The organism is Pseudomonas sp. F8002 (assembly GCF_013385495.1).
GTDB lineage: Bacteria > Pseudomonadota > Gammaproteobacteria > Pseudomonadales > Pseudomonadaceae > Aquipseudomonas.
This window is the reverse complement of the sequence record NZ_JACAPW010000044.1, coordinates 1-23,312: the sequence shown is the minus strand read 5'-3', so window position 1 is coordinate 23,312 and position 23,312 is coordinate 1. Positions and strand designations below refer to the sequence as shown.

Sequence of the window (23,312 nt, the reverse complement as noted above, 5' to 3'; positions counted from 1 at the left end):
CTTTAATCGACGATCGCCGAGATGGCCGCGTCAAGGTCGGCACGGGATTGATCGACCTTGCGCCGGCTCTGCGCAACCCACTCACGGTCCTGCTCCAGCTCGTTCTGGGCGATCGACAATAATCGCCGGACCTCGTCCGGGCCGACGCCGCCCGCGGAAGTGCGGGTCTCGACAAAACGGCGCGGGTTCAAAGCATCGCGGACCTGGGCATCCGAGTAGCCCAGGGTTGAGCCGACAGTTTCCACGCTGGCTTGATCCAGTGCGGCGCCGGTCACCCCGGCAGGAGCCACGCCCTCGTACAGGCAGTTACGCACCAGGCGGGCCACGATGTGGTGGACCTGGCGGAAAGAGATGCCCCGGTCCCGAACGATCACATCGGCGAGGTTGCTGGCGGTGCACCAACTCCCGGAGAGCAGGGCTGTCATCCGGTCCTCATGCACCACCAGGGTTTCAATGATGCCGGTAAACAGGTCCAGCATGCCTTCGGTGGTGGCCAGCGCATCATGGATCAACGGCAGGTCGCGCATCGCCTGGTCGCCGGTACCTTCGGACCGGAAAGTGGCCAGGGCCGTGCTGAGCCAGGTCACCGATCCACCTGCAGCTTTCTTGATGGTTTCCAAGCCGCTGGGGTTTTTCTTCTGCGGGAAAATACTGCTGGTGCCGCAATAGCCGTCGTGGCTTTCCACCGTTCCAAATTCGACGCTCGACCAGATATGCAGGTCGGTTGCCAGGTCGTTCAGGTCGGCCATGACAAAGGACAATGCGCCAATCGTCTCTGCTGCGTACCATGCTTCGCGGCCCAGCTTGGAGTTTTCTACCAGGCTGTCGAACCCCAACAGGTGCGTGGTGCGCCCACGGTCCAGCGGCCAGGACGTGCCGGCCAGGCCGACGGCACCAAGGGGGTTGCGATTGACCCGGGTGTAAGCGTGCATCAAGCGGCTGAAGCTGTCGTGCAGCCTCGACGTAAAACTCAAAAGGTAGTGGCCGAACACCCAGGGCTGGGCATGCTGCATATGGGTGTAGCCGGGCATGATGGTGCCCGAATGCGTGGAGGCCTTCTGAATCAACGCCACCTGGAACTCATTGATACGGTCCAGCACCGCCAGGATGCGCTTGCGGTCGTACAGGCGGCGTACCGTTGCCCCTTGGTCTATCCGGCTGCGGCCGGTGTGCATCTGCCCGGCCGAGTCTTCGCCGATCCGGGAGAAAAGGTACGATTCAACCTGAAGCAGGAAGCTGCCTTTCTTTACATCAAACGGGAAGTCGGCGGGAACCATGTCCCGAATCAACCGCAGCTCCGCGAGGATGGCTTGCCCGACCGACACAGAAAGAATCTGCTGTTCAACCAGCATCACGGTGTGCGCCAGGTCCACTTCGACAAACTCGTGAAACTGACGTTTCTCGGTCTCAAGTGCCGGAATATCATGGTACTTGACCATGCGTTCAGCGGGAGGAGCACTCAGGCGAGCGTCGGTTAACAGTGTTTCGTTGGCATGTAAATTCGACATTTAAATCACCGCTCAATAAGTTCTACATTCGTCAAATCGATGGTCCCTTCATAATCGACATCCAGGCCATTCAACGCTTTACGCACACCAATTATTTGCTCCTGGTCAAACAGCGGCAGATTGTCCGGGTCTTGTTCCCATAGAATCTGCTGAATCTGGCCGTAATAGGACATGCGTGTTTTTTCATCCAGTTCACGCGAGGCCAACTGAAGTAATTTGTCTACCTGAGGGTTGCTGTAACCCGTGAGATTCTGCGGGTCGCCGCTGGACAACTTTCGACGCAAACGAATATCCGCGTCAGATATGCCCGTTCCCAGTAACCACATGTTTGGGTCATTGCTACCTTTGCCCGTGCCCTTGCCCGGCTCGGGGCGATACAAGTTCTTTTGATACGTTGCCCATTCCCATACCTTAAACTCGGTCTTCAGCCCCACGGCGTTAAGATAGCCTTGGACAACTTCCGAGACCTGGCGATCTTTGGTATAGCGTCCCGCCGGGGTCCATATAACTACGGTGCCTGGATAACCGCCTGGATATACCTCGTTAATTATTTTTCTTGCCGCATCAGGGTCGTACTTCACCGGAGGGAATTCACGTCGGGCTTGCGTACCCTCCGGAAATGGGCCAGTGGGTACTTTTCCATATCCCAACAACACTTTGTCGACCAATGCCTGGCGATCAATCGCCATACTCACCGCCCTCCGTATGCGCGGGTCATCAAAGGGCGGTTTGGTCAGGTTCATTTCAAAGAACACCTGGAATGTGCTGGGTACCCGCAGCAAGGTGGATTTATTCAGTTCCTTTAATTCAATAGCCGCCTCGGGCGATAAATTTGCCGCGATATCCGCATTGTTCGTTCGCAGCTCTATGACTCGGGAAGAATCTTCCCTGACCGGACGGAACACGATGGTTTCCGGTTTTGCCGTTGTTCCATAAAAAGCGTTGTTCTTATGAATAACGGCCTGGTCGTTGGGTATCCAACTATCAAATACGTAGGGCCCGGTACCGACGGGATGGTGCCCATAAGCCCGTCCATATTTAACGACAGCGGCCGGACTGCTGATTGACGAAGATTCTTTTGCCAGTAACTCCAACATTGTGGGTGACGGATTTTTTGTGGTGATGCGTAACTCATTCGGCGCTAGCGCATCCACCGAAGCTATATCCGCATAGTAGGACCGGTGCGGAGAACCGAGCTTGGGGTTCATGATTCGGTCCAGGTTAAACTTCACCGCTGCAGCATCAAACGCCGTGCCGTCATGAAAGGTAATTCCCGGTTTCAGGATAAAAATCCATTGCCGTCCATCCTCGGACCTTGACCATGACTGCGCCAAATCAGCTACAAACGTGTTATGCCCGTGACCGTCCCATGCGACCAACCGATTAAACAGGTGATTAATCACGTTATAGGAAGGCACACTGCGCGAAATCGCTGGGTCCAGGGTATCGATATCAGCGCCTTGAACGAATGTCAGCTTCTTCAGGTCTTTGGCGTTGGCAACAAACGATAGGCCCGCCGACAGTCCAAGGATGCCGACAACAGCGAAACTCCGTATCAATACTTCCAGGCAATTCAGACGCCGCATAATCTTTCTCGCTTGATAATTCTGGTGGACACACAGGGCGTGTTTAACCGCGCCGAACTCATTTATGCGTTACGTGATTTCGGGTCGATGTAGTCTCGCAACGCATCCCCCACAATGTTGAAACTCAATATGGTCAAAACCAGTGCAAATCCGGGCGCAATCAATACGTAGGGATGGGTGGTCAATAACGGCCGCGACTCGGCAATCATCGAGCCCCACTCCGGGGTGGGCGGCGGCGGGCCAAGCCCCAGAAAGCTGAGCCCGGAACCAATGAGGATTGCTTCAGCCAGCGAGACGGTGGCCTGGATAATGACCAGCGAACCGATATTCGGCAGGATATGTATCAGCAGCAGCCGCAGATCGCTGACGCCAATCGACTTGGAGGCCAATACAAACTCGCGGTTTCTCAATGCCATGACCGGCCCGGCAAAGAAACGCACGTAAATCGGGATCGTTGAAATGGCGATGGCCAGTGTCAGGCTTACTATGCTGTTGCCCGCCACCGTGATGACCAGAATGGCAACCAGTGTCCGGGGAAATGCAATCATCGAGTCCATGACCCGCATCACCACCCCGGCGATGGCGCCGTTGTAATAGCCACACGCCGCACCTAAAGCGATGCCAATGACCATCGCAATGCTGACACTTGAAACTGCGACGGTGAGCGTAATTCGTGCCCCCCACACGACTCGACCCAACAAGTCACGGCCCAATTGGTCCGTGCCGAGCCAGGAACTTGCACCGGGCTCGACAAGGGACGTTGATAAGTTGATCTTGGTGACCGAATCCCAATCAAACAACAAAGGGGCAGCTATCGCCGCAGCAACCATCACCAGAATCACGATCAATGAAGCAAACGCGAACCAGCGCTTATTGGAAATAAGGAAACTGACAAAGCCCAACCGATATTTTTTCGGAAGTTTCATATCGGCCTCAGTTGTAAGTGACGCGAGGGTCGAGGACGCCATAAACCAAATCCACCATTAAGTTGATAATTACCACCACCGCGGCAAACACAAGAACTGTGCCTTGGACGACATAAATATCCCGAGCCATGATTGCATCAATCAAGAGCCGCCCCATTCCCGGCCAGGCAAATACTGTCTCGACAATAACCGCGCCACCCAGTAACCGGCCGAAGTCCATACCGAATACTGTCACCAATGGAATGGCCGCATTGGAAAGTGCATGCTTGAGTACTACCTTGTAACTCGGTACACCTTTCGCATAGGCAGTACGAATATAATCTTCCCTCAGCACATCCATCATGGTGGATCGGGCCAGCCGTGAAAAAGTTGCAACATACGGCAAACCAAGTGTCAAGGCCGGTAATATCAGGTGTTGCAGCCCGCCTCTGCCGGTCGGCGGCAACCATCCGAGGTTGGCTGAAAAGATCAGCATCAATATCAGTCCCAGAAAGAAGCCAGGCATTGATATGCCCAGAACTGCAACGGTGGTCAGCGAACTATCAAGGAAGCCTCTGGGCTTCAAAGCGGCCGCAATACCGAGGGGAACGCCAATGATGACGGCAAGCAACATTCCGGCAGCGGTCAGTTCAATCGTGGCGGGAAGAGTTCTGGCTATACCTTCGAGCACGGGCGTGAATGTCTGGAATGACTCGCCAAAATCACCCACGACAACTTTCCTGACATAAATAAGGTATTGATTGATTAGCGGCTTATCCAATCCGTAGTTTTGCCTTATTTGCGCAACATCTTCCGCTGTTGCATCCGGACCTGCTGCCAGCTGCGCAGGATCTCCCGGAATAAAGTGCATGACCAGGAAGACCACAATGGAGACTCCCAGCAGCATCGGAAGCAGAAGTAACAACCTGCGGACGGTATAATTCAGCACGCGCTATCCTCTTTTTTATTTTTACTTAAGCGGCACCCGATATTAATAACGGGAACTGCTTTTCTTTGGTAAAACCACGCAACTAAATCATCGCGCCGTTACATGCTTATAGCAAACCGGCAACAGGTTGGACGCACATAACAAAATGTTATACGCTCGCAAAAATGCGCCCTCCAACATTCGATCAAGAGCCACAATGAAACTCAATCCTCGCCAATTGGAAGCTTTCAGGGCGGTCATGCTCACCGGAAGCATGACTATCGCCGCCGAGGCACTTCAGGTCAGTCAACCGGCCATCAGCCGGCTCATCCGCGACCTCGAAATTGTCCTTTCCCTTCGACTGTTTCGCCGTGAAGGCAATCGCCTCATTCCCGGGGCGGAAGCACAGGTGTTGTACGCGGAGGTGGACAAGTTTTATCAAGGCATAGAACGCATCGAGCGGGTTGCAGAGGACCTTGTGACGCTGCGCACCGGCACATTGAGGATCAGTTCAATGAGCACGCTGGGGCTCAGTGTGGTGGCTGAGGGGGTATGCCGATTCGCGCGAAAGCACCCCGAGGTCAGAACCTCGTTGGATGTGCGCAACTCGGTGGGCATCCTGGAACTGACGTCTGCCAACCAGATCGATATTGGTTTTGTGCAGATTCCTTCAGGGGAATATCCCGGGATCCAGGTGATCAACCTGCCACCCATCAGCGCGGTGTGCGTGATGCCGGCCAACGATATGTTGGCCACCAAAGACGTGGTGACCCTGGAGGATTTGCACGGGCGACGCCTGATTACCCTGAACGCCAACAATCCTTTGCAGCGACGCATCACATCAGCCATGGAGGCTCGGGGTGTTGCAGGCGTCTCCAGCGTTGAAACCACCGCCGCGCACTCCGCCTGCGGAATGGTGTCCGGGGGGCTCGGCATCACCGTGTGTGATCCATTCACCGCCTCCTACTCGAAATACCCGGGCCTTACGTTCAGAGCGCTGGACCAGGACATACCCTTCGAGGTTTCGATGGTATTTCCGGGTCACCAGCAGCGCTCCAAGCTCGCCTCGGATTTCATGCAGGTCATGGAAGGTATCTTCAGGTCGGAGTTTATTTCCATGATTCCCCGTGAAGCGTACTAATCGCGAGTCACTTCAGTTCGGTTGAGTAATTCAGCGGCACCCATTGCCACGCGGCGCCCTGACCACGCAAATGCCCCAGGCCGGGAAACGAGAGGTGCGCCGCGCCGACCAGCGCGCCCTCTTTCGCAGCCAGGCTGAACACGGTCTCGCGGGCCGTGGTGGCGGCTTTCTTGTCCGTATCAAACTCGATAGTCACCGACGGGTCGGCAAACTGCACGGCACCGGCGTGGATCAGATCACCGGCGACAATCATCTTCTGGCCTTTGCTCTCAACCAGATAGCTGGTGTGCCCCAGGGTATGGCCATAACTGGACAGCGCCTTGAACCCCGGCAGGATCTCCCCGCTGCCCTGGAAAGGCTGGAACTTTCCAAGCGCGATATACGGGTTCAAGGAAGCCATTGCACCCTTCGCGAACTCGGGTACGAAGCTGTTGGCGTCGGCCGAGGCAGGCTCCAGCCTCGCCGGCGAGAGCCAGTAATCGGCGTCACGCTTGTCGGCGTGTACCGTGGCGTTCGGAAACACCATCACCCCTTCGGCAACCAGCCCACCCACGTGGTCCGGGTGCATGTGCGTGAGAAGGATGTCATCGACCTGCTCCGGCTTGTAGCCGGCTGCCTGCAGGTTGGCCGCGAGCTTGCCCAGGGTCGGCCCGAAGAGCGCACCAGCGCCGGTATCGATCAGGATGAGCCGAGTGCCGGTATTGACGAGATACGCGTTCGTCGAGGTCTCGGTGGGCACCCCGAGGAACGCCTTGCGCAGTGCGGTAGTGGTCTTGGCAGCCGGCTCATTCAGCAATTTGTCGAACGGTGCATCGATGGTGCCGTCACTCAGCGCGGTGACCTCGAAATCTCCAAGCATCGTGCGATAGTAACCAGGGGCCTGGGTTTTGACTTGGGGCGCGGCGGCAACTGCCACCGCCGGTGCCGCGATGGCTCCCAGTGCCAGGGCAGCAGCAAGGGCCGTGTAATTCAACACGCGGGTAAATGTCAGCTTGGTCATGGTGCAGCTCTCCAGTTGGAATCGGCGGCATCCTATTCAAGCGTTTTTTATAGTTGAAATCGAAACTCCGCATGCCAGGTATGTGTGGCGTAGATACCTGCCAGGGCCTGATGTCGTCAGGAAAGCACGCAGAGCTTGAGTTGTTCGCGCAACCAGAGATGTGCCAGGTCCTTGTCGAACCGTGGATGCCAGGCAGAGAACAAACTGAAGTCGCGCACCTCGAGGGGCAGAGCAAGGGCCGCCAGCGAGCGCTCATAACGGCTCAGGAAACAGGACGGAAGCACACTTACACAGTCGCTGTTCTGCAGCAGCAATGGAACGATGCTGTAGTAAGGCACCGACACCGCGACACGGCGCGCACGCCCCTTCTGCGCGAGCACATCATCAATAAAACCGTGAAAGCTGTTCACGGCACCCGACACCACCACATGCTCCAGGCCCAGGTATTCCTCCAGCGTTGGTGGCGCGGATCCGCGAGGGTGATCGGCGCGCTGGGCCATCTTGAATTCTTCCTGCAGCAGCAACTCGTGCGACAGGTTCCCGATACGGCTGTGTGATACCAGCGCGACGTCAATCTCGCCGCTTTCCAACTGATCGCCAAGCAACACCTGGTCGATCGCACGTATCGAAACCCGGATGCCCCCAGGACTCGCAGCCTGCACAAGCTGCACCAGCCGGGGCGCGACGATCGCAGCGGCGTTATCGTTCGCGCCAATCACAAAGGTCCGGTCCGACTTGGCAGGATCAAAGCATGGAAGGTCACCGACCACCGTCCCCAGTACCTGCAACGCCTGGCGCAACGGCTGACGCAAATGTTCGGCACGTGCTGTCAGCACCATGCCTTTTCCGGACTGAGCAGGCATCAATAAAGGGTCGCCGAACAGGTCACGCAACCGCGACAACTGCGCGGATAACGCCGACTGCGTCAGGTTGAGCTTCGCCGCCGCCCGCGTGACGTTCCTCTCCTCAAGCAAGACGCTGAGGGAAGTCAGGAGCGCGAGGTTGTGTCCAGTCAGGTTCATCGGGTTGATCCACTGCCATCTCTCAAGGTGACGTTAATGTAATCAGATACTGCCCCGACGTCACAGGCCTCCCTTGGCCATCCACCAACGCATATTGCTGCTGGTAATAGCGGTCTCCCCGGCCACTGTCGGCGACCAGCTTCACGTTCACGGCGCTGTGGTCGAGGGCCGTGACCGAGCCCACCGGTTGCACACTGCGCACGCTGATGGCGCTGCCGCGTGCGGACGTAGGGCAATTGTTGAGTTTCATCCCGTTGGCCACGGCGAGCGGTGTGCAAGACGCTTCGACGATGCTGCCGTGAAACGAGATGACTCCCTGCCCCACCGGGCTCGCGGCCATGCAGGCACCGGACAGGCTGAACAACAGGCCAACATGGATTGCATACATTCTCTTGATGCGCATGCCGATACTCCCGGGGGTGATAAAGCCTATGCCCCGGGATATCGGCCGAGCAGCAGGTTATTTTAAGATTTGTCTGATGTTAGAAGCGGTTTTTCCAAAGACTTTGGAAATATCAGTGCCCGCCGACCACAGGTTTACCGTGGGCCCGGTGCCCCGGCTTGAAGCCATGGAGTCGCGCGCACCACACAATCGCGAAGCCCACCGCCAGCAACACCAACATTGCCCATGGGAAAGACGCCACGCCCCAGGTATCCAGCAACACGCCACCCACCACGCCGCTTCCGGCGATCGCGCTGTTCCATGCCACCACGTTCAGCGACAACGCAACATCCGCCCCATCTCCGGCAGCATCCGCCAGTGCGGTTTGCAGCAACGTCGCAGCGCCGCCAAAACTCAAGCCCCACACCGCCACGCCGAGGTAAATAACGCCCGGCACCTGCGCCAGAAAACCAAACGCCAAACACGTCGCCGCAAAGCCCGCCAGGCTGACCAGCACCGTCTTGCGCAACGCCACATCCACCAACCGGGCAGTCACCCAAATCCCGAGCAGCGCCGCTATACCAAACACCAACAACACCAGATCCACACGGTCCACCAAGCCCGCCGGAGCCACGAACGGCGCGATGTAGGTATAGAGAATGTTATGGGCGAGCATCCATGAGATCACCACCGCCAGCACTGGCCGCACACCCGGCGTGGTCAGCACCTTGCGCAACGGCATGCGCTGATGGGCCGACTGGCCGGGGTAATCCGGCACTTTCACCAGCACCCAGACAATCAGCACCAGGGTCAGTGCCGACATGATCCCGAACGTGGTGCGCCAGCCCACCAGCCCACCCAGCCAGGTGCCCAGCGGTACGCCGAGTGACAGGGCAATCGGCGTTCCTACCATGGCCAGCGCCAACGCCTTGCCCTGCTGATGTGGCTCAACCATGCGCCGCGCATAGCCGGCCAACAAACTCCAGGCCAGCCCCGCCGCCATCCCGGCGAGGAACCGCGCCAGCAACGTCAGCCCGTAGTGGGAGGACAGCGCCGTGATGGAATTGAACAGCAGAAAACCAACGATGGTCAGCAGCAGCACATTGCGTCGCCGCCAGCCGCGAGTCGCGATGGTCAGCGGGATCACCGCCAGCACCGAGCCCAGCGCATACGCGGTGACCATCTGCCCGGCCATGGACGCTGAAACTCCCAGCCCATCGCTGATCAGCGGCAACAGGCCCGCCGGCAGGGTTTCGGTGACGATGCAGATAAAACCGGTCATGGCCAGGGCGAGCAAGGCGCCGACGGGCAAGCGGTCGGGAACGGCGTCTGCCGATAAGGTGGTTGAGGGGGTCACAGGGAAACTCCTTGAGCGAGAGGACTTAAATACCGATCGATATAAATGTTGGGCGACCCACGCAGCGTTGTCAACGACTTATGTATCGACTAGTATTTATCTCGTCACCCGAGAGGATTTCCACATGGCACAGATGGGCCGCCCCCGCACCTTCGACCGCGACCAGGCCGTGGAACAGGCCATGCACCTGTTCTGGCAGCACGGTTACGACGCGACGTCCCTGAGCCAGTTGAAAGCCGGATTGGGCGGCGGCATCTCCGCGCCGAGTTTCTACGCGGCGTTCGGCTCCAAGGACGCGCTGTTCCAGGAGTGCGTGCAGCGTTATCTGGCGACGTTCGCCCAGGTCACCGAATGCCTCTGGGATGACAGCCTGCCACCGCGCCAGGCCATCGAGACGGCGTTGCGCCAATCGGCACGCATGCAGTGTGAAGAGGGGCATCCCAAAGGCTGCATGGTAGCCCTGGGCGTGATGAGCGCGCCCTCCCCCGAGAACGCACAAGTCACCCATGGGCTGACCCATTCGCGAGGGCGCACACGGGCGGGCATCGTGCATTGTGTCGAGCGCGGCATCCGCGCAGGCCAGTTACCGGCCGAGACCAATGCACGTGCCATGGCCACGGTCTACGACAGTTTTCTGCAAGGCGTGTCGATCCTGGCCCGGGATGGCGTCGACGCTGATGCCATCGATACTGCCATTGGCCAACTGATGCTGACCTGGGACTTATCCGCCGCTACAGCGCCGCCCATTCGGCGCGATGCTCCAGCAGAAAATCCACAAACGCCCGCACCCGATGGGGCACATAGCGGCCATGGGGATACAGCAAGGTAAACGGCCGTGAGCGCCCGCCGTAAGGCTGCAAGACCTCCACCAGGCTGCCGTTGGCCAACTCCTCCTCGACGATGAACTTGTAGGTCTGGAATAACCCCGCGCCGTGCTTGGCCAGGGTTACGCCACCCAGCACGTCGTCAGAGCAGCTGTAGCCTGCTTCCCCGGCAAACTCCCGCTCCTTGCCGTCCACCTGGAACAGCCAGGAAATGCGCCGCCCGTTGCTCGGCAATTCGTACTGGATGCACTCATGGTTCGGCAAATCCTCCAGGGCCTGGGGCGTGCCGGCACGCTTCAGGTATGACGGCGTCGCGACCACCACCAGCCTGGCGTCTTCCAGCAACCGCGCAATCAGCGTCGAGTCCGGCTGGGCCCGCACGCGAATGGCCAGGTCATAACCTTCGGCGACGAAATCGATGTTGCGGTTGCTGATGTGGATATCCACGCTGACTTGCGGGTACAGCCCACGGAATTTCGGCAGCAGCGGCAGGATCCGGTGATGGCCGTAGGTGGTCGGGATGCTGATGCGCAACAGCCCGGACGGCACCGATTGCGCGCCCATCATTTCCTGCTGGGCTTCCACCAGTTGCGTCAGCGCCTGGCGGCATTGCTCGAAAAATGTCCGGCCGCCATCGGTCAGGCGGATGCTGCGGGTGGTGCGCACAAACAGCCGGGAGCCCAGGCGCTCTTCCAACCGCGAGATGCTGCGGCTCACCGCCGCCGGGGTCACGCCTGCCACCTGGGCGGCGGCGGTAAAGCTGCTGGCCTCGGCGGCCAGGCAGAACAGCTCGATGCTGCCCAGCTGCAAATCTTCGAAATGGCGTTTCATGATGGATTACACCGGGTAGGTCTTTAAGGACTCGCTCACTGCTTCGAAAAACTAAAACAACAACCGCGAAAAATCACAACACTGCACCGCCAACTGCGCCACATTCTGGTTCAAGCCAAACTGCCGATCCCCGCGATGCAACGCCACATACCCAACCCTCGGTAGCGCCGGTTCCGTCACCAGCGCGCGCAGCTCCCCGCGCTCGATCAAATGCGACAAACACCCCTTGGGCAAATAACTCACCCCCACCCCCGACAGCGCCAGCCCGACCTGCACCAACAGGTTATGACTGGTCAACTTGCGCGGCATCTGCACAGCATGCGCTGCCAACCAGCGCTCATAAATCAAGCCCGTCCCCGAGTGCGAACCCTGGGTCAGCACCGTGTACCCCGCCAACGCCTCAAGCCCCACCGGATCAGGCTCACTGACCAACCACGGTGCGCACATCCAGGCGTTTTCCACACTGCCCAGCGGCGTACTCAGGAAGCGCGAATCACTGTAGGCATCAGGCACGATCACCAGGTCCAGCTCATCACTCTCCAGCTTGCGAAACAGCTCACTGCTCAACTCCACCGACGGTTCGATCTGCACCTTGGGATAGGCCTCGCGCAACGCCTCCACCAGCGCCGGCAACCAGGTGAAAGCCGTCAATTCCGTCACCCCCAGGCGAAACCTGCGCACCAGCACTTCACGGGTGCTGACCCGCTCCAGCATGTAGTCACGACGCTCCAGCAGGTCCTTGGCGTAGTCGAGCAACTCGGCGCCCTTTTCCGTCAACCGCGCATTGCGTTTGCTGCGGTCGAAAATCTCCACATCGAAGGTTTCTTCCAACTCCTGGATGCGCTTGGAAATCGCCGACTGCGACATGTTCAGCTTGTTCGCCGCCGCCTCGAAACTGCCCAGCTCGGCAATCCAGTACAACGCGTCGATTTGCTTGAACGTGATCATCGGCTATCTCCCATGAGAAAAAGCGATCCTATCAGATAATAAAATATCGCTAAAACTGTATGTTCATCACTCCTAAGATCTAGCCACAGACCCATAAGATCAATCGGAGTTACAGCCATGTCCTTGCCCGGTTCCCGCATCCTCCCCAACCCACCTCTGGCTTGCGCCGAAGTGCTTGAAGCCTTCACTCACGTGGTCACCCCGCACATCAGCGACAACCTCGGCCGGCACATCGGTGCCCGTGGGCTGAACCGCTACAACCGCACCGGCAAGCTGGTGGGCACCGCGCTCACGGTGAAAACCCGCCCCGGCGACAACCTGCTGATCTACAAGGCCCTGAGCATGCTGGAGCCGGGCCACGTGCTGGTGGTGGACGCCCAGGGCGACACCAACAACGCGGTGATCGGCGAACTGGTCAAGCTCTACGCCCAGCAACGCGGCTGCGTGGGGTTTGTGATTGACGGGGCGATTCGCGATGTCGCGAGCTTCGAGGACACCCCTTGCTACGCCCGCAGCGTGGTGCATTGCGGCCCCTACAAGACCGGCCCGGGCGAGGTGAATGTGCCGGTGTCCATCGGCGGCATGCTGATCAACCCGGGGGATGTGCTGGTGGGTGACGAAGACGGCCTGGTCGCCTTCTCCCAGGCCGACGCCGCCGAAGTATTGCGCAAGGCCGCGCAACACGCGGCCCATGAAGAGCAAGTCAAAGCCGAAATTGCCAGCGGTGCGGTGCGCCAGAGCTGGATCGACAAGGTGTTGCAACAGGCCGGCCTGGCAGGCTGAGGGGAGTCATCATGAGCACTGCCTTTCTGTCCGACCGGGTGCTGGGCATCGCGCCCTCCCCGAGCATCGCCGCCAACGCACTGGTCAGCGAACTGCGCGCCCAGGGCCGGGACATCGTCAACTTCACCGTGGGCGAGCCGGACTTCGATACACCCGCGCATATCCTCGAAGCAGCCAGCGCCGCGATGCACGGTGGCGACACCCACTACACCGCCACCAGCGGCACCCTCGCCCTGCGCCAGGCGATCTGCCTCAAGCTCAAGCGCGATAACCAGCTGGACTATGGGCTGGACGAAGTGATTGCCGGGTGCGGTGGCAAGCACATCATTTATCACGCCCTGGCGGCGACCCTGAATCGCGGCGACGAAGTCATCGTGCACACGCCGTATTGGGTGTCGTACCCGGACATCGCACGGCTGAATGACGCGACGCCGGTGATCATTCCCGGCGACGAGTCACTGGGGTTCAAACTGTCGCCCCAGGCCCTGGAACAAGCGATCACCCCGCGCAGCAAATGGGTGATCCTCAACAGCCCGAACAACCCCAGCGGCGCGGTGTACAACGAGGCCGAACTGCTGGCCCTGGCCGCGGCGCTGCGGCGCCATCCCCATGTGCTGATCATGGCGGACGAGATCTACGAGCACTTCGTCTACGACGATGCCCGCCACGTTTCCCTGACCCGACTCGCACCGGACCTGAAGCCGCGCACGCTGATCGTCAACGGCGCCTCCAAGGGCTACGCCATGACCGGCTGGCGCCTGGGTTTCGGTGCCGGCCCGGCCTGGCTGATCGCGGCCATTGCCAAGCTGCTTTCGCAAACCACCACCTGCCCCAGTTCCCTCAGCCAGGCTGCCGCAGTTGCCGCCTTCGCTGGCGACCAGGCGCCCATCGCCGGGATGCGCGAGGTGTACCAGCAACGCCGCGAACGCATGCTGGGCCTGCTCGAAGACATTCCCGGCGTGAGCTTCACGCCACCGGATGGCGCGTTCTACGTGTTCGCCAACGTCGCCGGGCTGATGGGCAAGACCACCGCCCACGGCGAGCGGATCGACAGTGACACACAACTGGCCGAGTACCTGCTGCGGGAACACGGCCTGGCCACCGTGAGTGGTGCGGCGTACGGCATGTCGCCGTATATCCGCCTGTCTTTCGCCAGCTCGCTTGACGTGATTGAAGAAGGTTGCCGTCGCCTGAATGAAGCGTGCCATCGATTGCGCTGACGGATTCCCGCCCCACCCGGCGGCCAGGGATGGCCGCTCATTGACTGCCTAGAACAACACTCATAATCATTGATATAAATGAGGCATTCCCATGCACAAGCCCCGCATCGCGCTGGTCTGGCAAATCCTGATCGGCTTGCTCGCCGGCATCGCCATCGGCGCCCTGCTGCACCGTTTTCCCGAATCCCGGCCGTGGCTGGTGGACAACCTGCTGCAACCGGCGGGCGATATCTTTATCAAGCTGATGAAGATGATCGTCGTGCCCATCGTGTTTGCCTGCATGGTGGTGGGCATTGCCGGGCACGGTGACGGTAAATCCCTGGGACGCATCGGGGTCAAGTCCCTGGGCTATTTCTTCTGCATCACCACCCTGGCGATCATCGTCGGGCTGGTGATGGGCAACCTGCTCCAGCCGGGCGCCGGTACCGAACTGGCCAGCCTGCAAGCGAGTGCCGTGACCTTGCCCACTAGCAGCGCCGGCGGCGGCCACAGCCTGGGGCAGATCATTGTCGGGATCATTCCGGACAACGTGATCAACGCCATGGCCCAGGGCAGCTTGCTGTCGGTGCTGTTCTTCGCGGTGATGTTTGGCCTCGGGGTTTCGCGCTTGCCGGCCGAGCGCAAGGACCCGGTGATTGCCCTGCTGCGCGGGGTGTCGGAGGCGATGTTCAAGGTCACGTCGATGATCATGGCCTATTCGCCCATCGGCGTGTTCGGGATGATCGCAGTGACCGTGGCCAATTTCGGGTTCAGCTCGCTGTTGCCGTTGGCCAAGCTGATCCTGGTCAGCTACGTGTCGATTGCATTCTTCGTGCTGGTGGTGCTCAACCTGGTCGCGCGGCTGTGCGGGATCAACCTGTTTGCGTTGATGCGACATATCAAGGACGAACTGATCCTGGCGTTCTCCACCGCCAGTTCGGCGGCGGTGATGCCGCAACTGATGAAGAAACTCGAAACCTACGGCGTGCCGCCTTCGCTGGTGAGCTTTGTGGTGCCGGTGGGGTATTCGTTCAACCTGGACGGTGCGTCGCTGTTCCTGGGGATCGGCACGCTGTTTGTGGCGCAGTTGTATGGCATCGACCTGAGCCTTGGCGACCAGGCCCTGCTGGTGGTGACCATGGTGCTGACATCCAAGGGCGCGGCCGGGGTGCCGGGGTTCATGTTCGTGATTCTGTCGGCGACCCTGGCGAGTGCTGGCTTGCCGTTGGAGGGCATCGCCTTCATCGCCGGGGTGTATCGCCTGATGGAAATGCCGACCACCGCGTTGAACGTGCTGGGCAATGCTCTGGCACCGCTGGTGATCGCCAAGTGGGAACGCCGTGAAGGCACCGCTGAAACCTGTGGCGAGGGAGCTTGCTCCCGCTGGGCTGCGAAGCGGCCCCAATAAGCAGCCCGCATTCTTTCAGGTAGAACGTGGGCGCAGGTTTTGGGGCTGCTGCGCAGCCCAGCGGGAGCAAGCTCCCTCGCCACAGGGAGCGCCGTGTCAGTCGAGGTCCGACGCCTCATGCCGCTCGCGCAGTTGCTCTGACGGCTCGCCCGACACACGGTTGACCCGGCGCCCACGCTGCACCGCCGGCCGCGCTTCGATGGCATTGGCCCAGCGCACGACGTGCTTGTAATCCTGCACCGAGAGAAACTCCCCCGCCTCATACAAGCGGCCTTTCACCAGGCCGCCGTACCACGGCCAGATCGCCATGTCGGCGATGGTGTACTCATCCCCGGCAATGTATTCGTGCTCGGCCAATTGCTTGTCCAGTACGTCCAGTTGGCGCTTGGTTTCCATGGCGAAGCGGTCGATGGCGTATTCGATCCTGGTCGGCGCGTAGGCATAGAAATGCCCGAAACCACCGCCCAGGTACGGCGCGCTGCCCATCTGCCAGAACAACCACGACAGGCATTCGGCACGGGCCGCCGGTTCGGTGGGCAGGAACGCGCCGAACTTCTCGGCCAGGTACTGCAGGATCGCACCCGACTCGAACACCCGAATCGGCTTGGACCCGCTGCGGTCCAGCAGCGCGGGAATCTTCGAGTTCGGATTGACCCCGACGAAGCCACTGCCGAACTGGTCGCCGTCACCGATCCTGATCAACCACGCATCGTATTCCGCACCCTTGTGACCCAGGGCCAGCAGCTCTTCCAGCAGGATCGTGACCTTCTGGCCATTGGGCGTTGCCAACGAATACAGCTGCAACGGATGACGGCCTACCGGCAATTCCTTGTCGTGGGTCGCGCCGGCAATGGGCCGGTTGATGCTGGCGAAGGTGCCGCCGTTTTGGGTCTTCCAGGTCCAGACTTTTGGCGGTACGTAATCAGTCATGCTTATTACTCCTTGGGGTTCAATTTCGGGGTGGCGGCCAACTGGGCCAGGTTCCAGCCGCCACCCAGTGCCTTGATCAGCCCTACGTTGGCGCTTAACTGTTGAGTCTGCAGATCCAGCACCGTGCGCTGTGCCTGCAACGACGCTACCTGCGCCGTCACCACGTCCAGGTACGCCGCGCCACCCTGGCGATAGCGGGCCAGGGACAAGTCCTCGGCGTACTGCGCGGCTGCCGCCGCATCGCGCTGGTCAACCAGGGCGGTGTCGAGCCCGGAGATGATCGACAGGTTGTTCTCCACCTGCTCGAACGCGGTCAACACTACACCACGATACTTGGCTGCGGCTTCATCTGTTGCCGCCTTGGCATTGTCCACCCCGGCCTGGCGCGCGCCGCCGTCAAAAATCGTCCCCAGCAGCGACGGGCCAATTGCCCAGAAAATGTTGGGCGCGCTCAACAAGTGCGCGAACTCATCACTCTGGAAACCACCCTGGGCACTCAGGGTAAGGGCCGGGAACCAGGCGGCTTTCGCCACCCCTATGCGTGCATTGGCCGAGGCAATCCGGCGCTCGGCAGCGGCGATGTCCGGCCGACGCTGCAACAGCGTAGACGGTACACCGGTGGGCACGCCGGGCAAGGCGATATCCGCAACGCTTGGGGCAATCGTGTAGGTCGATGCGGACTCACCCAGCATCGCCGCTATCGAGTGTTCAAGCACTGCACGCTGCACCAAATTCTGGCTCAGCTGCGACTTGACCGTCGACAGTTGGGTACGCGCCCGCGCCACGTCCAGCCCGGAGACGATACCGCCGCCGTGCAAGCCTTCGGTCAGGCTCAAAGCCTTGGCATAGGCATCGCTGGTTTCCTGCAGCAACTGGTCTTGCCGGTCGATGCCACGCAGGCGGATATAGCTGTCGGCCAACTGTGCCTGCAAACTCAAGCGCACCGAAGCCAGGTCGGCCTTGGCGGCCTGGGCGTCGCTGGTGCCGGCGGCAACGGTGTCGCGCACACGGCCCCAGAGGTCGACTTCATAGTCCAGCTCTACCCCCACTGTCCCGGAATCGTAAACATTCGGCGGGCTGGCCGAGCGCAGTGGCCGGGTGTCCGACTGGCGAATGCGCTGGGCATTGCTGGAACCGATCAGCTTTGGAAACAGCCCGGATTGCGCCTGGGCCAAAAACGCCTGGGCCTGGGAATAGTGAGCCAGTGCCGCGCTCAAGTCCGGGTTGCTTTGCAGCAACTGCTGCTCCATCGCGTCCAGTTGCGGGTCCTTGTAGATGTGCCACCAACCGTCGCGACTCGCCTGGTCGTTCGGCGTGCCGACGGTCCACGGTCCCTGGGTATGGAACTGCGCGGCAATGGGTACCTCCGGCACGTCCAGCGGCGGCGCAAGATGGCAGGCGCCCAGGCCCAGGGTCGCGACCAATACCAGGCAAGTGCGCTTAGCCATGGGGTTTGGCCTCCACGGGATTGGCGGCCAGTTGCACCGAATCGTCGTCGGCCAGGCCGTCGGGCGGGGTGTCGATCACGCGGTCGGTGGCGACCAGGCCGCTGCCGATTTCCACGCTGTCACCGAAGTCCCGGGCGATGGTCACGGTCTTGAAGTGCACATGATTATTCGCGTCGAGGGTGGCCACGCGCATGCCCTTGTCATCGAACACCAGGGCGCTGGCAGGCAGGCGCAGCACGTCGGTCTGCACCGGCAAGGTGAACTGCACGCTGGTGTAGCCGCCCGGCAACAGGCGGCTGCCGGGGTTCTCCACCAACAGTTGCACCAGGGTGCTGCCGGACGCGGCGTTCACCGCATCGGCAGTGGCGATCACCTTGGCGTTGAAGGTTTCACCGCGATACTCCGGCACGCTCAGACGCGCCACGGTGCCCACCTGGATCTGCGGCGCCGACGACTGCGGCACCTGCACATACACCCGCAGGCGGCTGACGTCGGAGACCGCGAACAGCTCTTTGCCAGTGGCACCACCGGCACTGATCAACGCCCCCACATCGGTGGAGCGTGCAGTGACCACGCCGGCGAACGGCGCAGTCAAACGCTGGAAGCCCTTGGTGGCAACCAACTGGTCGACGTTGGCCCTGGCCGCGACCACTTTGGCCTGCTTGGCAGTCAGGTCGCCGGTGCGCTCATCCACGTCCTGGCGCGACACCGAGTCCGACGAAAGCATTGCCTGCCAGCGCTTGGCGGTGGTCTGTGCCAGCGACTCGTCGGCCTGGGCCGAAGCCAGCACCGCCTTGGCTTGCAGCAGTTGCTGATCGAGCTCCGGCGTGTCGATTTCGGCCAGCAGTTGCCCGGCCTTCACGTGGTCGCCGATGTCGACGTTCCAGGTCTTGAGGTAGCCATTGACCCGGGCAAAGATCGACGCCCGGGAGTACGCCTCAAGACGCCCCGGCAGGTTCAGGATCGGACCCTGGGGCTGCACGCTCGGGGTGATCAGGATCACGCTGGGCAACGCCTGGGCATCGGTCCAGGTTTTCAGGTCATGGGATTCGCTGGCGCGCACACCGATGCCGAATACCACCACGGCAACCAGGACCACCAGCCCCAGCAACAGCCAGAGCAGACCACGGGATTTACGGCGGGGCGAACCCGGATTGGAAACGGAAGCAGACATGTCAAACCCCTTGAGTGGCGGTGGTCGCAAGCGTGGCGTGCTGACGCCGCCCGTGCACAAGACTGAAAATCAGCGGAACCAGGAACAACGTGGCAATGGTGGCGAAGGCCAGCCCGCCGATGACCGCACGGCCCAGCGGGGCGTTCTGTTCGCCGCCCTCCCCCAGGCTCAGCGCCATCGGCGCCATGCCGATGATCATCGAAATCGCGGTCATCAATACCGGGCGCAGACGGGTAAAGCCGGCTTCAAGCGCCGCCTGCACCGCATCCCCGTGCACGGCCAGGCGTTCGCGGCAGAAGCTCACCACGAGGATGGCGTTGGCGGTGGCCACGCCCATGCACATGATCGCCCCGGTCAGCGCCGGTACCGACAGCGGCGTGTGGGTGATGAACAGCATCCACACGATGCCCGCGAGCGCCGCCGGCAAGGCGGTGATGATCACGAACGGGTCAGCCCAGGACTGGAAGTTGACCACGATCAGCAGGTAGATCAGCACCACCGCGCCAAGCAGGCCAAACAACAGGCCACCGAAGGCCGCGTTCATGGTTTGCACCTGGCCCTGCAACAGCACCTTGGAGCCGGTGGGCACTTCGCTGGCGTGGGCGGCGATGATCTTCTGGATGTCGGCGGCGACGGCACCGAGGTCGCGGCCCTGGATTGCGGTCAACACCTCGACCACCGGCTGGATGTCCGACTGGGTCACCACCGAGTTCGCGTGGCTGCGTTCGATGGACGCCAGGCCGCCGAGGGTCTGGTCTTGCGCCGAACCGGGGCTGCCGCTCAACGGCAGGTTATGCAGGGCGGCCAGGGTGTCGAGGCCGTACTGCGGGGTTTGCATCACAATCGGATAAGACACGCCGTTGGCCGGGTTGAGCCAGAACGTCGGCGCCACCTGGCTGGAACCCGCCAGGTTGACCACCAGGCTGTTGGTCACGTCGCGCTCGTTCAGGCCCACCAGTTGGGCCTGGGTACGGTCCACATCGATCTTGAACGTGGGCAGTTGCCGCGACTGCTGGATACGCGCATCCACCACACCCGGCACCCGCCGGATTTCCCGCAGCAACGTGCTGGCGTAGGTGAAGTTGGCGGGCAGGTTATTGCCGCTGACTTGCACATCCACCGGCGCCGAAGAACCGAAGTTGAGAATCTGCCCGACGATGTCCGAAGCCGGGAACGAGAACACCGCATTCGGGAATTCACGGGGCAGCCGCTCCCGCAGTTCGCGCATGTATTCGGCGGTGGGACGATGGCCCTCTTTCAGGCTGATCTGGATGTCGCTGTCCTGTGAACCCACGGTGCCGGTGTTGTTGTAGGCCACGTTGATCCCGCTGATGGCCAGGCCGATATTGTCGACGATGGCCGCCAGCTCCCGGGGCTCGATCACGTTATGAATGGTGTTCTCGATCTGCGAGACCAGCCGCGCATTGCTCTCGACCCGCGTGCCGATCGGTGCACGCACATGCAACAGGATCTGCCCGGAGTCGACGTCGGGGAAGAAGTTGCGACCCAGGAATGGCACCAGCGCAAACGACACGGCGACGAACGCCAGCATCGCGATCACCGCGATACGACGGTGGTGCAAGGCACTCTCCAATGCCCCGTGGTAAACCCCGCGAAACGCCTCGAACTGGCGCTCGAACCCGCGCTGGAATTTCACCAGCGGGTTGCTCGACGGCGCCACCACCGGCGTACCGTCCGCATGATGTTCGTGAGGCTTGAGCAGGTAATTGGCGAGGGTCGGCACCAGGGTTCGCGAGAGGATGAACGAGGCGATCATCGCGAAGATCACCGCTTCGGCCATCGGCACAAACAGGAAGCGCGCCACGCCTTCCAGGAAAAACATCGGCACAAACACGATGCAGATACACAGCAGCGACACGAACGCCGGCGTGACGATCTGCGCCGCGCCGTCGAGGATCGCCGTCTCCACCGGCTTGCCCTGTTCCAGGTGCCAGTTGATGTTTTCGATGGTCACCGTAGCGTCATCCACCAGGATACCCACGGCCAATGCCAGGCCGCCGAGGGTCATGATGTTGAGGGTTTCGCCGAGCGCCGACAGCGTGGCAATCGACGACAGGATGGCCAATGGGATCGACGTGGCGATGATCACCGTGGAGCGCCAACTGCCGAGGAACAACAGGATCATCAGGCTGGTCAACGCGGCCGCTATGATCCCCTCACGGGCGACGCCGCTGATCGCCGAGCGCACAAACAACGACTGGTCGCCGATCAGGTCGATATTCAGGTTGGGCGGCAAGGCGCCTTTGTTGTCGGCCAGTTTGTCCTTGATCCCGGCGATCACCCCGAGGGTCGACGCCGAACCGGTCTTGAGCACCGGCAGCAGCACGGAGCGGTTGCCGTTGACATGCACGATGTTGGTCTGCGGCGGGTTGCCGTCACGCACCGTGGCCACGTCACGAATCAACACGGTGGTGCCGTCGGCGGTCTTGATCGGCAGGTTTTCCAGGTCGTGGAAGTCCGTCGGCGAGTTGTTCAGTTGCAGGTTGAACTCGTAGCTGCCGATCTTTTGCGTGCCCACCGGGGTGATCAGGTTCTGCGTGGCCAGGGCAGTGGCCACGTCCTGCGCCGAGAGACCACGGGCCTGCATGCGTGCGGAGTCGAGGTCGATCTGCACCTGGCGGGTCTTGCCGCCGAACGGGTATGGCAGTGCGGCACCGGGCACCGTGGTCAGCATCAGGCGCACGGTGTTGAGGCCCAGGTCACCGAGTTTCTGTTCGCTGAGGCCTTTGCCGGACAACGCCAACTGCACGATCGGCACTGTCGAGGCGCTGTAGTTGAGGATCAGCGGCGGCGTGGTGCCCGGCGGCAGTTGACGCAGGATGGCCTGGGACACCGAAGTCATCTGCGCGTTGGCCGTACTGATATTGACTCCCGGCTGGAAGAACACCTTGACGATGCCGTAGCCGTTCAGCGATTGCGCCTCGATATGGCGGATGTCGTTGACCGTGGTGGTCAGCACCCGCTCGAACGGCGAGGTGATGCGGCCGGCCATCTGGTCGGGCGGCAAGCCGGTGTACTGCCAGATCACGGCAATCACGGGGATGCGAATTTCGGGGAAGATGTCGGTCGGGGTACGCCAGGCCGCGAGCGGGCCCACAATCAGAATGAAAATAGCCAATACCAGGAAGGTATAGGGGCGCCGCAATGCGATGCGCACGAGGTTGAGCATAGATGTGATCCAGACAGGAAGTTGATGACTGAAGGAGGTACCGAACAGCGCTTCCCTCCTGCCCCGCCCGTCTGTGTTCCGGGCCAACTGCACTGACATCCGGTCAAAATAGAGGCATATGCCACGATATAGCGTTTAGTGGCATACGCAACTAATTTGTTGCAGCATGTGTCAATATTCATCTTGCCGGATTAACGTTCGGTTAACCCTTGATCTGTAGCGAGTGATCAGCCTGTGAAATGCGCACCGCCTGTCCTGAATAGCCCGAGCACCTGCTCCAACGGAGCCGTGCGGCGCGCGTCCCGTCGTATGGCGCAGATCTATGACGAGGCGTTTGCGCCGTTTGGTCTGAAGGCCACCCAGTATTCGCTGATGAACCACATCGCCAACGGGGACGCTCCAAAGATGCGCGACCTGGCGCAGTCGTTGGTGATGGATTTGTCGGCCCTGGGGCATACGCTCAAGCCGCTGGTGCGGGATGGGCTGGTGGTGTTGCGGGTGGATGAGTTGGACCGCCGCAGCCGGCGGGTGCTGTTGACCGACGCGGGGCAGCGTAAATACGAAGAGGCGCGGGTGGTGTCCAGGCAGATGGCGGTGCGGTTTGATGAGGTGTTTGGGGCTGAGGCGGCTTGCGAGTTGCGCAAGGCCATGGACTTTATTGCGTCTGATGAGTTTGCTCGGGCGTTGTTGGGTTAGGGGGCATATCCGTTATTTGGGTGATGGCTTGTATTGGTTCCGCTCTTACAGC

At 60.8% G+C, this 23,312-nt stretch carries 20 protein-coding genes; 6 read left to right on the top strand and 14 right to left on the bottom strand.

What is annotated here, in order from left to right; translation table 11 throughout:
* Positions 1 to 2 precede the first annotated feature (2 nt).
* The 4 genes from argH to HX811_RS29020 form a co-directional block, all read right to left on the bottom strand.
* Positions 3 to 1,508 carry an argininosuccinate lyase gene (gene argH / locus HX811_RS29035; RefSeq protein WP_023659030.1) on the bottom strand — a complete coding sequence of 502 codons (1,506 nt, stop codon included), beginning with the start codon at positions 1,506 to 1,508 and terminating at the stop codon, positions 3 to 5.
* Positions 1,509 to 1,513: 5 nt separating this feature from the next.
* Positions 1,514 to 3,094 carry an ABC transporter substrate-binding protein gene (locus HX811_RS29030; protein ID WP_177048484.1) on the bottom strand — a complete coding sequence of 527 codons (1,581 nt, stop codon included), beginning with the start codon at positions 3,092 to 3,094 and terminating at the stop codon, positions 1,514 to 1,516.
* Positions 3,095 to 3,156: 62 nt separating this feature from the next.
* On the bottom strand, positions 3,157 to 4,020 hold the full coding sequence (locus tag HX811_RS29025) for an ABC transporter permease (protein WP_008433279.1): 864 nt from the start codon (positions 4,018 to 4,020) through the stop codon (positions 3,157 to 3,159).
* 7 nt (positions 4,021 to 4,027) lie between these two features.
* A complete protein-coding gene (locus tag HX811_RS29020; protein WP_003207915.1) occupies positions 4,028 to 4,948 on the bottom strand; it encodes an ABC transporter permease in 921 nt (306 codons plus the stop codon).
* 196 nt (positions 4,949 to 5,144) lie between these two features.
* Here HX811_RS29020 and HX811_RS29015 point away from each other — a divergent pair, with 196 nt between their 5' ends.
* Positions 5,145 to 6,068: a LysR substrate-binding domain-containing protein gene (locus tag HX811_RS29015; RefSeq protein WP_177048482.1), complete on the top strand. Its 924-nt coding sequence runs from the start codon at positions 5,145 to 5,147 to the stop codon at positions 6,066 to 6,068.
* A gap of 7 nt (positions 6,069 to 6,075) precedes the next feature.
* On the opposite strand, the gene HX811_RS29010 is transcribed toward HX811_RS29015, so the two are convergent.
* The 4 genes from HX811_RS29010 to HX811_RS28995 form a co-directional block, all read right to left on the bottom strand.
* Complete coding sequence (locus HX811_RS29010; RefSeq protein ID WP_003207912.1) at positions 6,076 to 7,068, bottom strand: MBL fold metallo-hydrolase; 993 nt, start codon at positions 7,066 to 7,068, stop codon at positions 6,076 to 6,078.
* 116 nt (positions 7,069 to 7,184) lie between these two features.
* The gene (locus tag HX811_RS29005) at positions 7,185 to 8,090 is read right to left on the bottom strand and encodes a LysR family transcriptional regulator (protein WP_177048480.1); all 906 of its coding nucleotides are present in this window, start codon (positions 8,088 to 8,090) and stop codon (positions 7,185 to 7,187) included.
* A gap of 22 nt (positions 8,091 to 8,112) precedes the next feature.
* Positions 8,113 to 8,493 carry a type 1 fimbrial protein gene (locus HX811_RS29000; RefSeq protein ID WP_177048479.1) on the bottom strand — a complete coding sequence of 127 codons (381 nt, stop codon included), beginning with the start codon at positions 8,491 to 8,493 and terminating at the stop codon, positions 8,113 to 8,115.
* 112 nt (positions 8,494 to 8,605) lie between these two features.
* A complete protein-coding gene (locus HX811_RS28995) occupies positions 8,606 to 9,829 on the bottom strand; it encodes an MFS transporter (protein WP_003207907.1) in 1,224 nt (407 codons plus the stop codon).
* A gap of 124 nt (positions 9,830 to 9,953) precedes the next feature.
* On the opposite strand from HX811_RS28995, the gene HX811_RS28990 reads away from it, so the two are divergent.
* Positions 9,954 to 10,658 carry a TetR/AcrR family transcriptional regulator gene (locus tag HX811_RS28990; protein ID WP_177048477.1) on the top strand — a complete coding sequence of 235 codons (705 nt, stop codon included), beginning with the start codon at positions 9,954 to 9,956 and terminating at the stop codon, positions 10,656 to 10,658.
* Here HX811_RS28990 and HX811_RS28985 read toward each other — a convergent pair.
* Positions 10,561 to 11,484: a LysR family transcriptional regulator gene (locus HX811_RS28985; protein WP_177048475.1), complete on the bottom strand. Its 924-nt coding sequence runs from the start codon at positions 11,482 to 11,484 to the stop codon at positions 10,561 to 10,563. The genes HX811_RS28990 and HX811_RS28985 overlap by 98 nt on opposite strands.
* Before the next feature lie 51 nt (positions 11,485 to 11,535).
* Positions 11,536 to 12,432, bottom strand: a complete 897-nt coding sequence (locus HX811_RS28980) for a LysR family transcriptional regulator (RefSeq protein WP_177048474.1) — start codon at positions 12,430 to 12,432, stop codon at positions 11,536 to 11,538.
* Positions 12,433 to 12,549: 117 nt separating this feature from the next.
* On the opposite strand from HX811_RS28980, the gene HX811_RS28975 reads away from it, so the two are divergent.
* The 3 genes from HX811_RS28975 to HX811_RS28965 all read left to right on the top strand — a co-directional run bounded on the left by HX811_RS28975 (position 12,550) and on the right by HX811_RS28965 (position 15,822).
* Positions 12,550 to 13,215 carry an RraA family protein gene (locus tag HX811_RS28975; RefSeq protein ID WP_003207901.1) on the top strand — a complete coding sequence of 222 codons (666 nt, stop codon included), beginning with the start codon at positions 12,550 to 12,552 and terminating at the stop codon, positions 13,213 to 13,215.
* Positions 13,216 to 13,226: 11 nt separating this feature from the next.
* Complete coding sequence (locus tag HX811_RS28970; RefSeq protein WP_177048473.1) at positions 13,227 to 14,435, top strand: pyridoxal phosphate-dependent aminotransferase; 1,209 nt, start codon at positions 13,227 to 13,229, stop codon at positions 14,433 to 14,435.
* A 91-nt stretch (positions 14,436 to 14,526) separates the two neighbouring features.
* Positions 14,527 to 15,822 (top strand): cation:dicarboxylate symporter family transporter, encoded by a 1,296-nt coding sequence (locus HX811_RS28965; RefSeq protein ID WP_177048472.1) that lies wholly within the window; start codon positions 14,527 to 14,529, stop codon positions 15,820 to 15,822.
* A gap of 96 nt (positions 15,823 to 15,918) precedes the next feature.
* Here HX811_RS28965 and yghU read toward each other — a convergent pair whose 3' ends face one another.
* The 4 genes from yghU to HX811_RS28945 are packed head-to-tail and all read right to left on the bottom strand — an operon-like array spanning position 15,919 to position 22,564.
* Positions 15,919 to 16,752 carry a glutathione-dependent disulfide-bond oxidoreductase gene (yghU, locus tag HX811_RS28960; RefSeq protein ID WP_177048471.1) on the bottom strand — a complete coding sequence of 278 codons (834 nt, stop codon included), beginning with the start codon at positions 16,750 to 16,752 and terminating at the stop codon, positions 15,919 to 15,921.
* Between the two features lie 5 nt (positions 16,753 to 16,757).
* A complete protein-coding gene (locus HX811_RS28955) occupies positions 16,758 to 18,200 on the bottom strand; it encodes an efflux transporter outer membrane subunit (RefSeq protein ID WP_177048470.1) in 1,443 nt (480 codons plus the stop codon).
* Positions 18,193 to 19,374: an efflux RND transporter periplasmic adaptor subunit gene (locus HX811_RS28950; RefSeq protein WP_102605049.1), complete on the bottom strand. Its 1,182-nt coding sequence runs from the start codon at positions 19,372 to 19,374 to the stop codon at positions 18,193 to 18,195. Before HX811_RS28950 ends, HX811_RS28955 begins: the two co-directional genes overlap by 8 nt.
* A 1-nt stretch (position 19,375) precedes the next feature.
* The gene (locus tag HX811_RS28945; protein WP_177048469.1) at positions 19,376 to 22,564 is read right to left on the bottom strand and encodes an efflux RND transporter permease subunit; all 3,189 of its coding nucleotides are present in this window, start codon (positions 22,562 to 22,564) and stop codon (positions 19,376 to 19,378) included.
* A gap of 309 nt (positions 22,565 to 22,873) precedes the next feature.
* Here HX811_RS28945 and HX811_RS28940 point away from each other — a divergent pair, with 309 nt between their 5' ends.
* Positions 22,874 to 23,260 carry a MarR family winged helix-turn-helix transcriptional regulator gene (locus HX811_RS28940; RefSeq protein ID WP_003207888.1) on the top strand — a complete coding sequence of 129 codons (387 nt, stop codon included), beginning with the start codon at positions 22,874 to 22,876 and terminating at the stop codon, positions 23,258 to 23,260.
* Positions 23,261 to 23,312: the final 52 nt, after the last annotated feature.

Excerpts from the sequence above, each read along its gene's own strand:
- HX811_RS29010 (WP_003207912.1), bottom strand. The coding sequence starts at position 7,068 with ATGACCAAGCTGACATTTACCCGCGTGTTGAATTACACGGCCCTTGCT.
- HX811_RS28945 (WP_177048469.1), bottom strand. The coding sequence starts at position 22,564 with ATGCTCAACCTCGTGCGCATCGCATTGCGGCGCCCCTATACCTTCCTG.
- HX811_RS28950 (WP_102605049.1), bottom strand. The coding sequence starts at position 19,374 with ATGTCTGCTTCCGTTTCCAATCCGGGTTCGCCCCGCCGTAAATCCCGT.
- HX811_RS28990 (WP_177048477.1), top strand. The coding sequence starts at position 9,954 with ATGGCACAGATGGGCCGCCCCCGCACCTTCGACCGCGACCAGGCCGTG.
- HX811_RS29015 (WP_177048482.1), top strand. The coding sequence starts at position 5,145 with ATGAAACTCAATCCTCGCCAATTGGAAGCTTTCAGGGCGGTCATGCTC.
- HX811_RS28985 (WP_177048475.1), bottom strand. The coding sequence starts at position 11,484 with ATGAAACGCCATTTCGAAGATTTGCAGCTGGGCAGCATCGAGCTGTTC.
- HX811_RS29000 (WP_177048479.1), bottom strand. The coding sequence starts at position 8,493 with ATGCGCATCAAGAGAATGTATGCAATCCATGTTGGCCTGTTGTTCAGC.
- yghU (WP_177048471.1), bottom strand. The coding sequence starts at position 16,752 with ATGACTGATTACGTACCGCCAAAAGTCTGGACCTGGAAGACCCAAAAC.
- HX811_RS28955 (WP_177048470.1), bottom strand. The coding sequence starts at position 18,200 with ATGGCTAAGCGCACTTGCCTGGTATTGGTCGCGACCCTGGGCCTGGGC.
- HX811_RS28965 (WP_177048472.1), top strand. The coding sequence starts at position 14,527 with ATGCACAAGCCCCGCATCGCGCTGGTCTGGCAAATCCTGATCGGCTTG.
- HX811_RS28975 (WP_003207901.1), top strand. The coding sequence starts at position 12,550 with ATGTCCTTGCCCGGTTCCCGCATCCTCCCCAACCCACCTCTGGCTTGC.
- HX811_RS29005 (WP_177048480.1), bottom strand. The coding sequence starts at position 8,090 with ATGAACCTGACTGGACACAACCTCGCGCTCCTGACTTCCCTCAGCGTC.
- HX811_RS29025 (WP_008433279.1), bottom strand. The coding sequence starts at position 4,020 with ATGAAACTTCCGAAAAAATATCGGTTGGGCTTTGTCAGTTTCCTTATT.
- HX811_RS29030 (WP_177048484.1), bottom strand. The coding sequence starts at position 3,094 with ATGCGGCGTCTGAATTGCCTGGAAGTATTGATACGGAGTTTCGCTGTT.
- argH (WP_023659030.1), bottom strand. The coding sequence starts at position 1,508 with ATGTCGAATTTACATGCCAACGAAACACTGTTAACCGACGCTCGCCTG.
- HX811_RS28970 (WP_177048473.1), top strand. The coding sequence starts at position 13,227 with ATGAGCACTGCCTTTCTGTCCGACCGGGTGCTGGGCATCGCGCCCTCC.
- HX811_RS28940 (WP_003207888.1), top strand. The coding sequence starts at position 22,874 with ATGGCGCAGATCTATGACGAGGCGTTTGCGCCGTTTGGTCTGAAGGCC.
- HX811_RS28980 (WP_177048474.1), bottom strand. The coding sequence starts at position 12,432 with ATGATCACGTTCAAGCAAATCGACGCGTTGTACTGGATTGCCGAGCTG.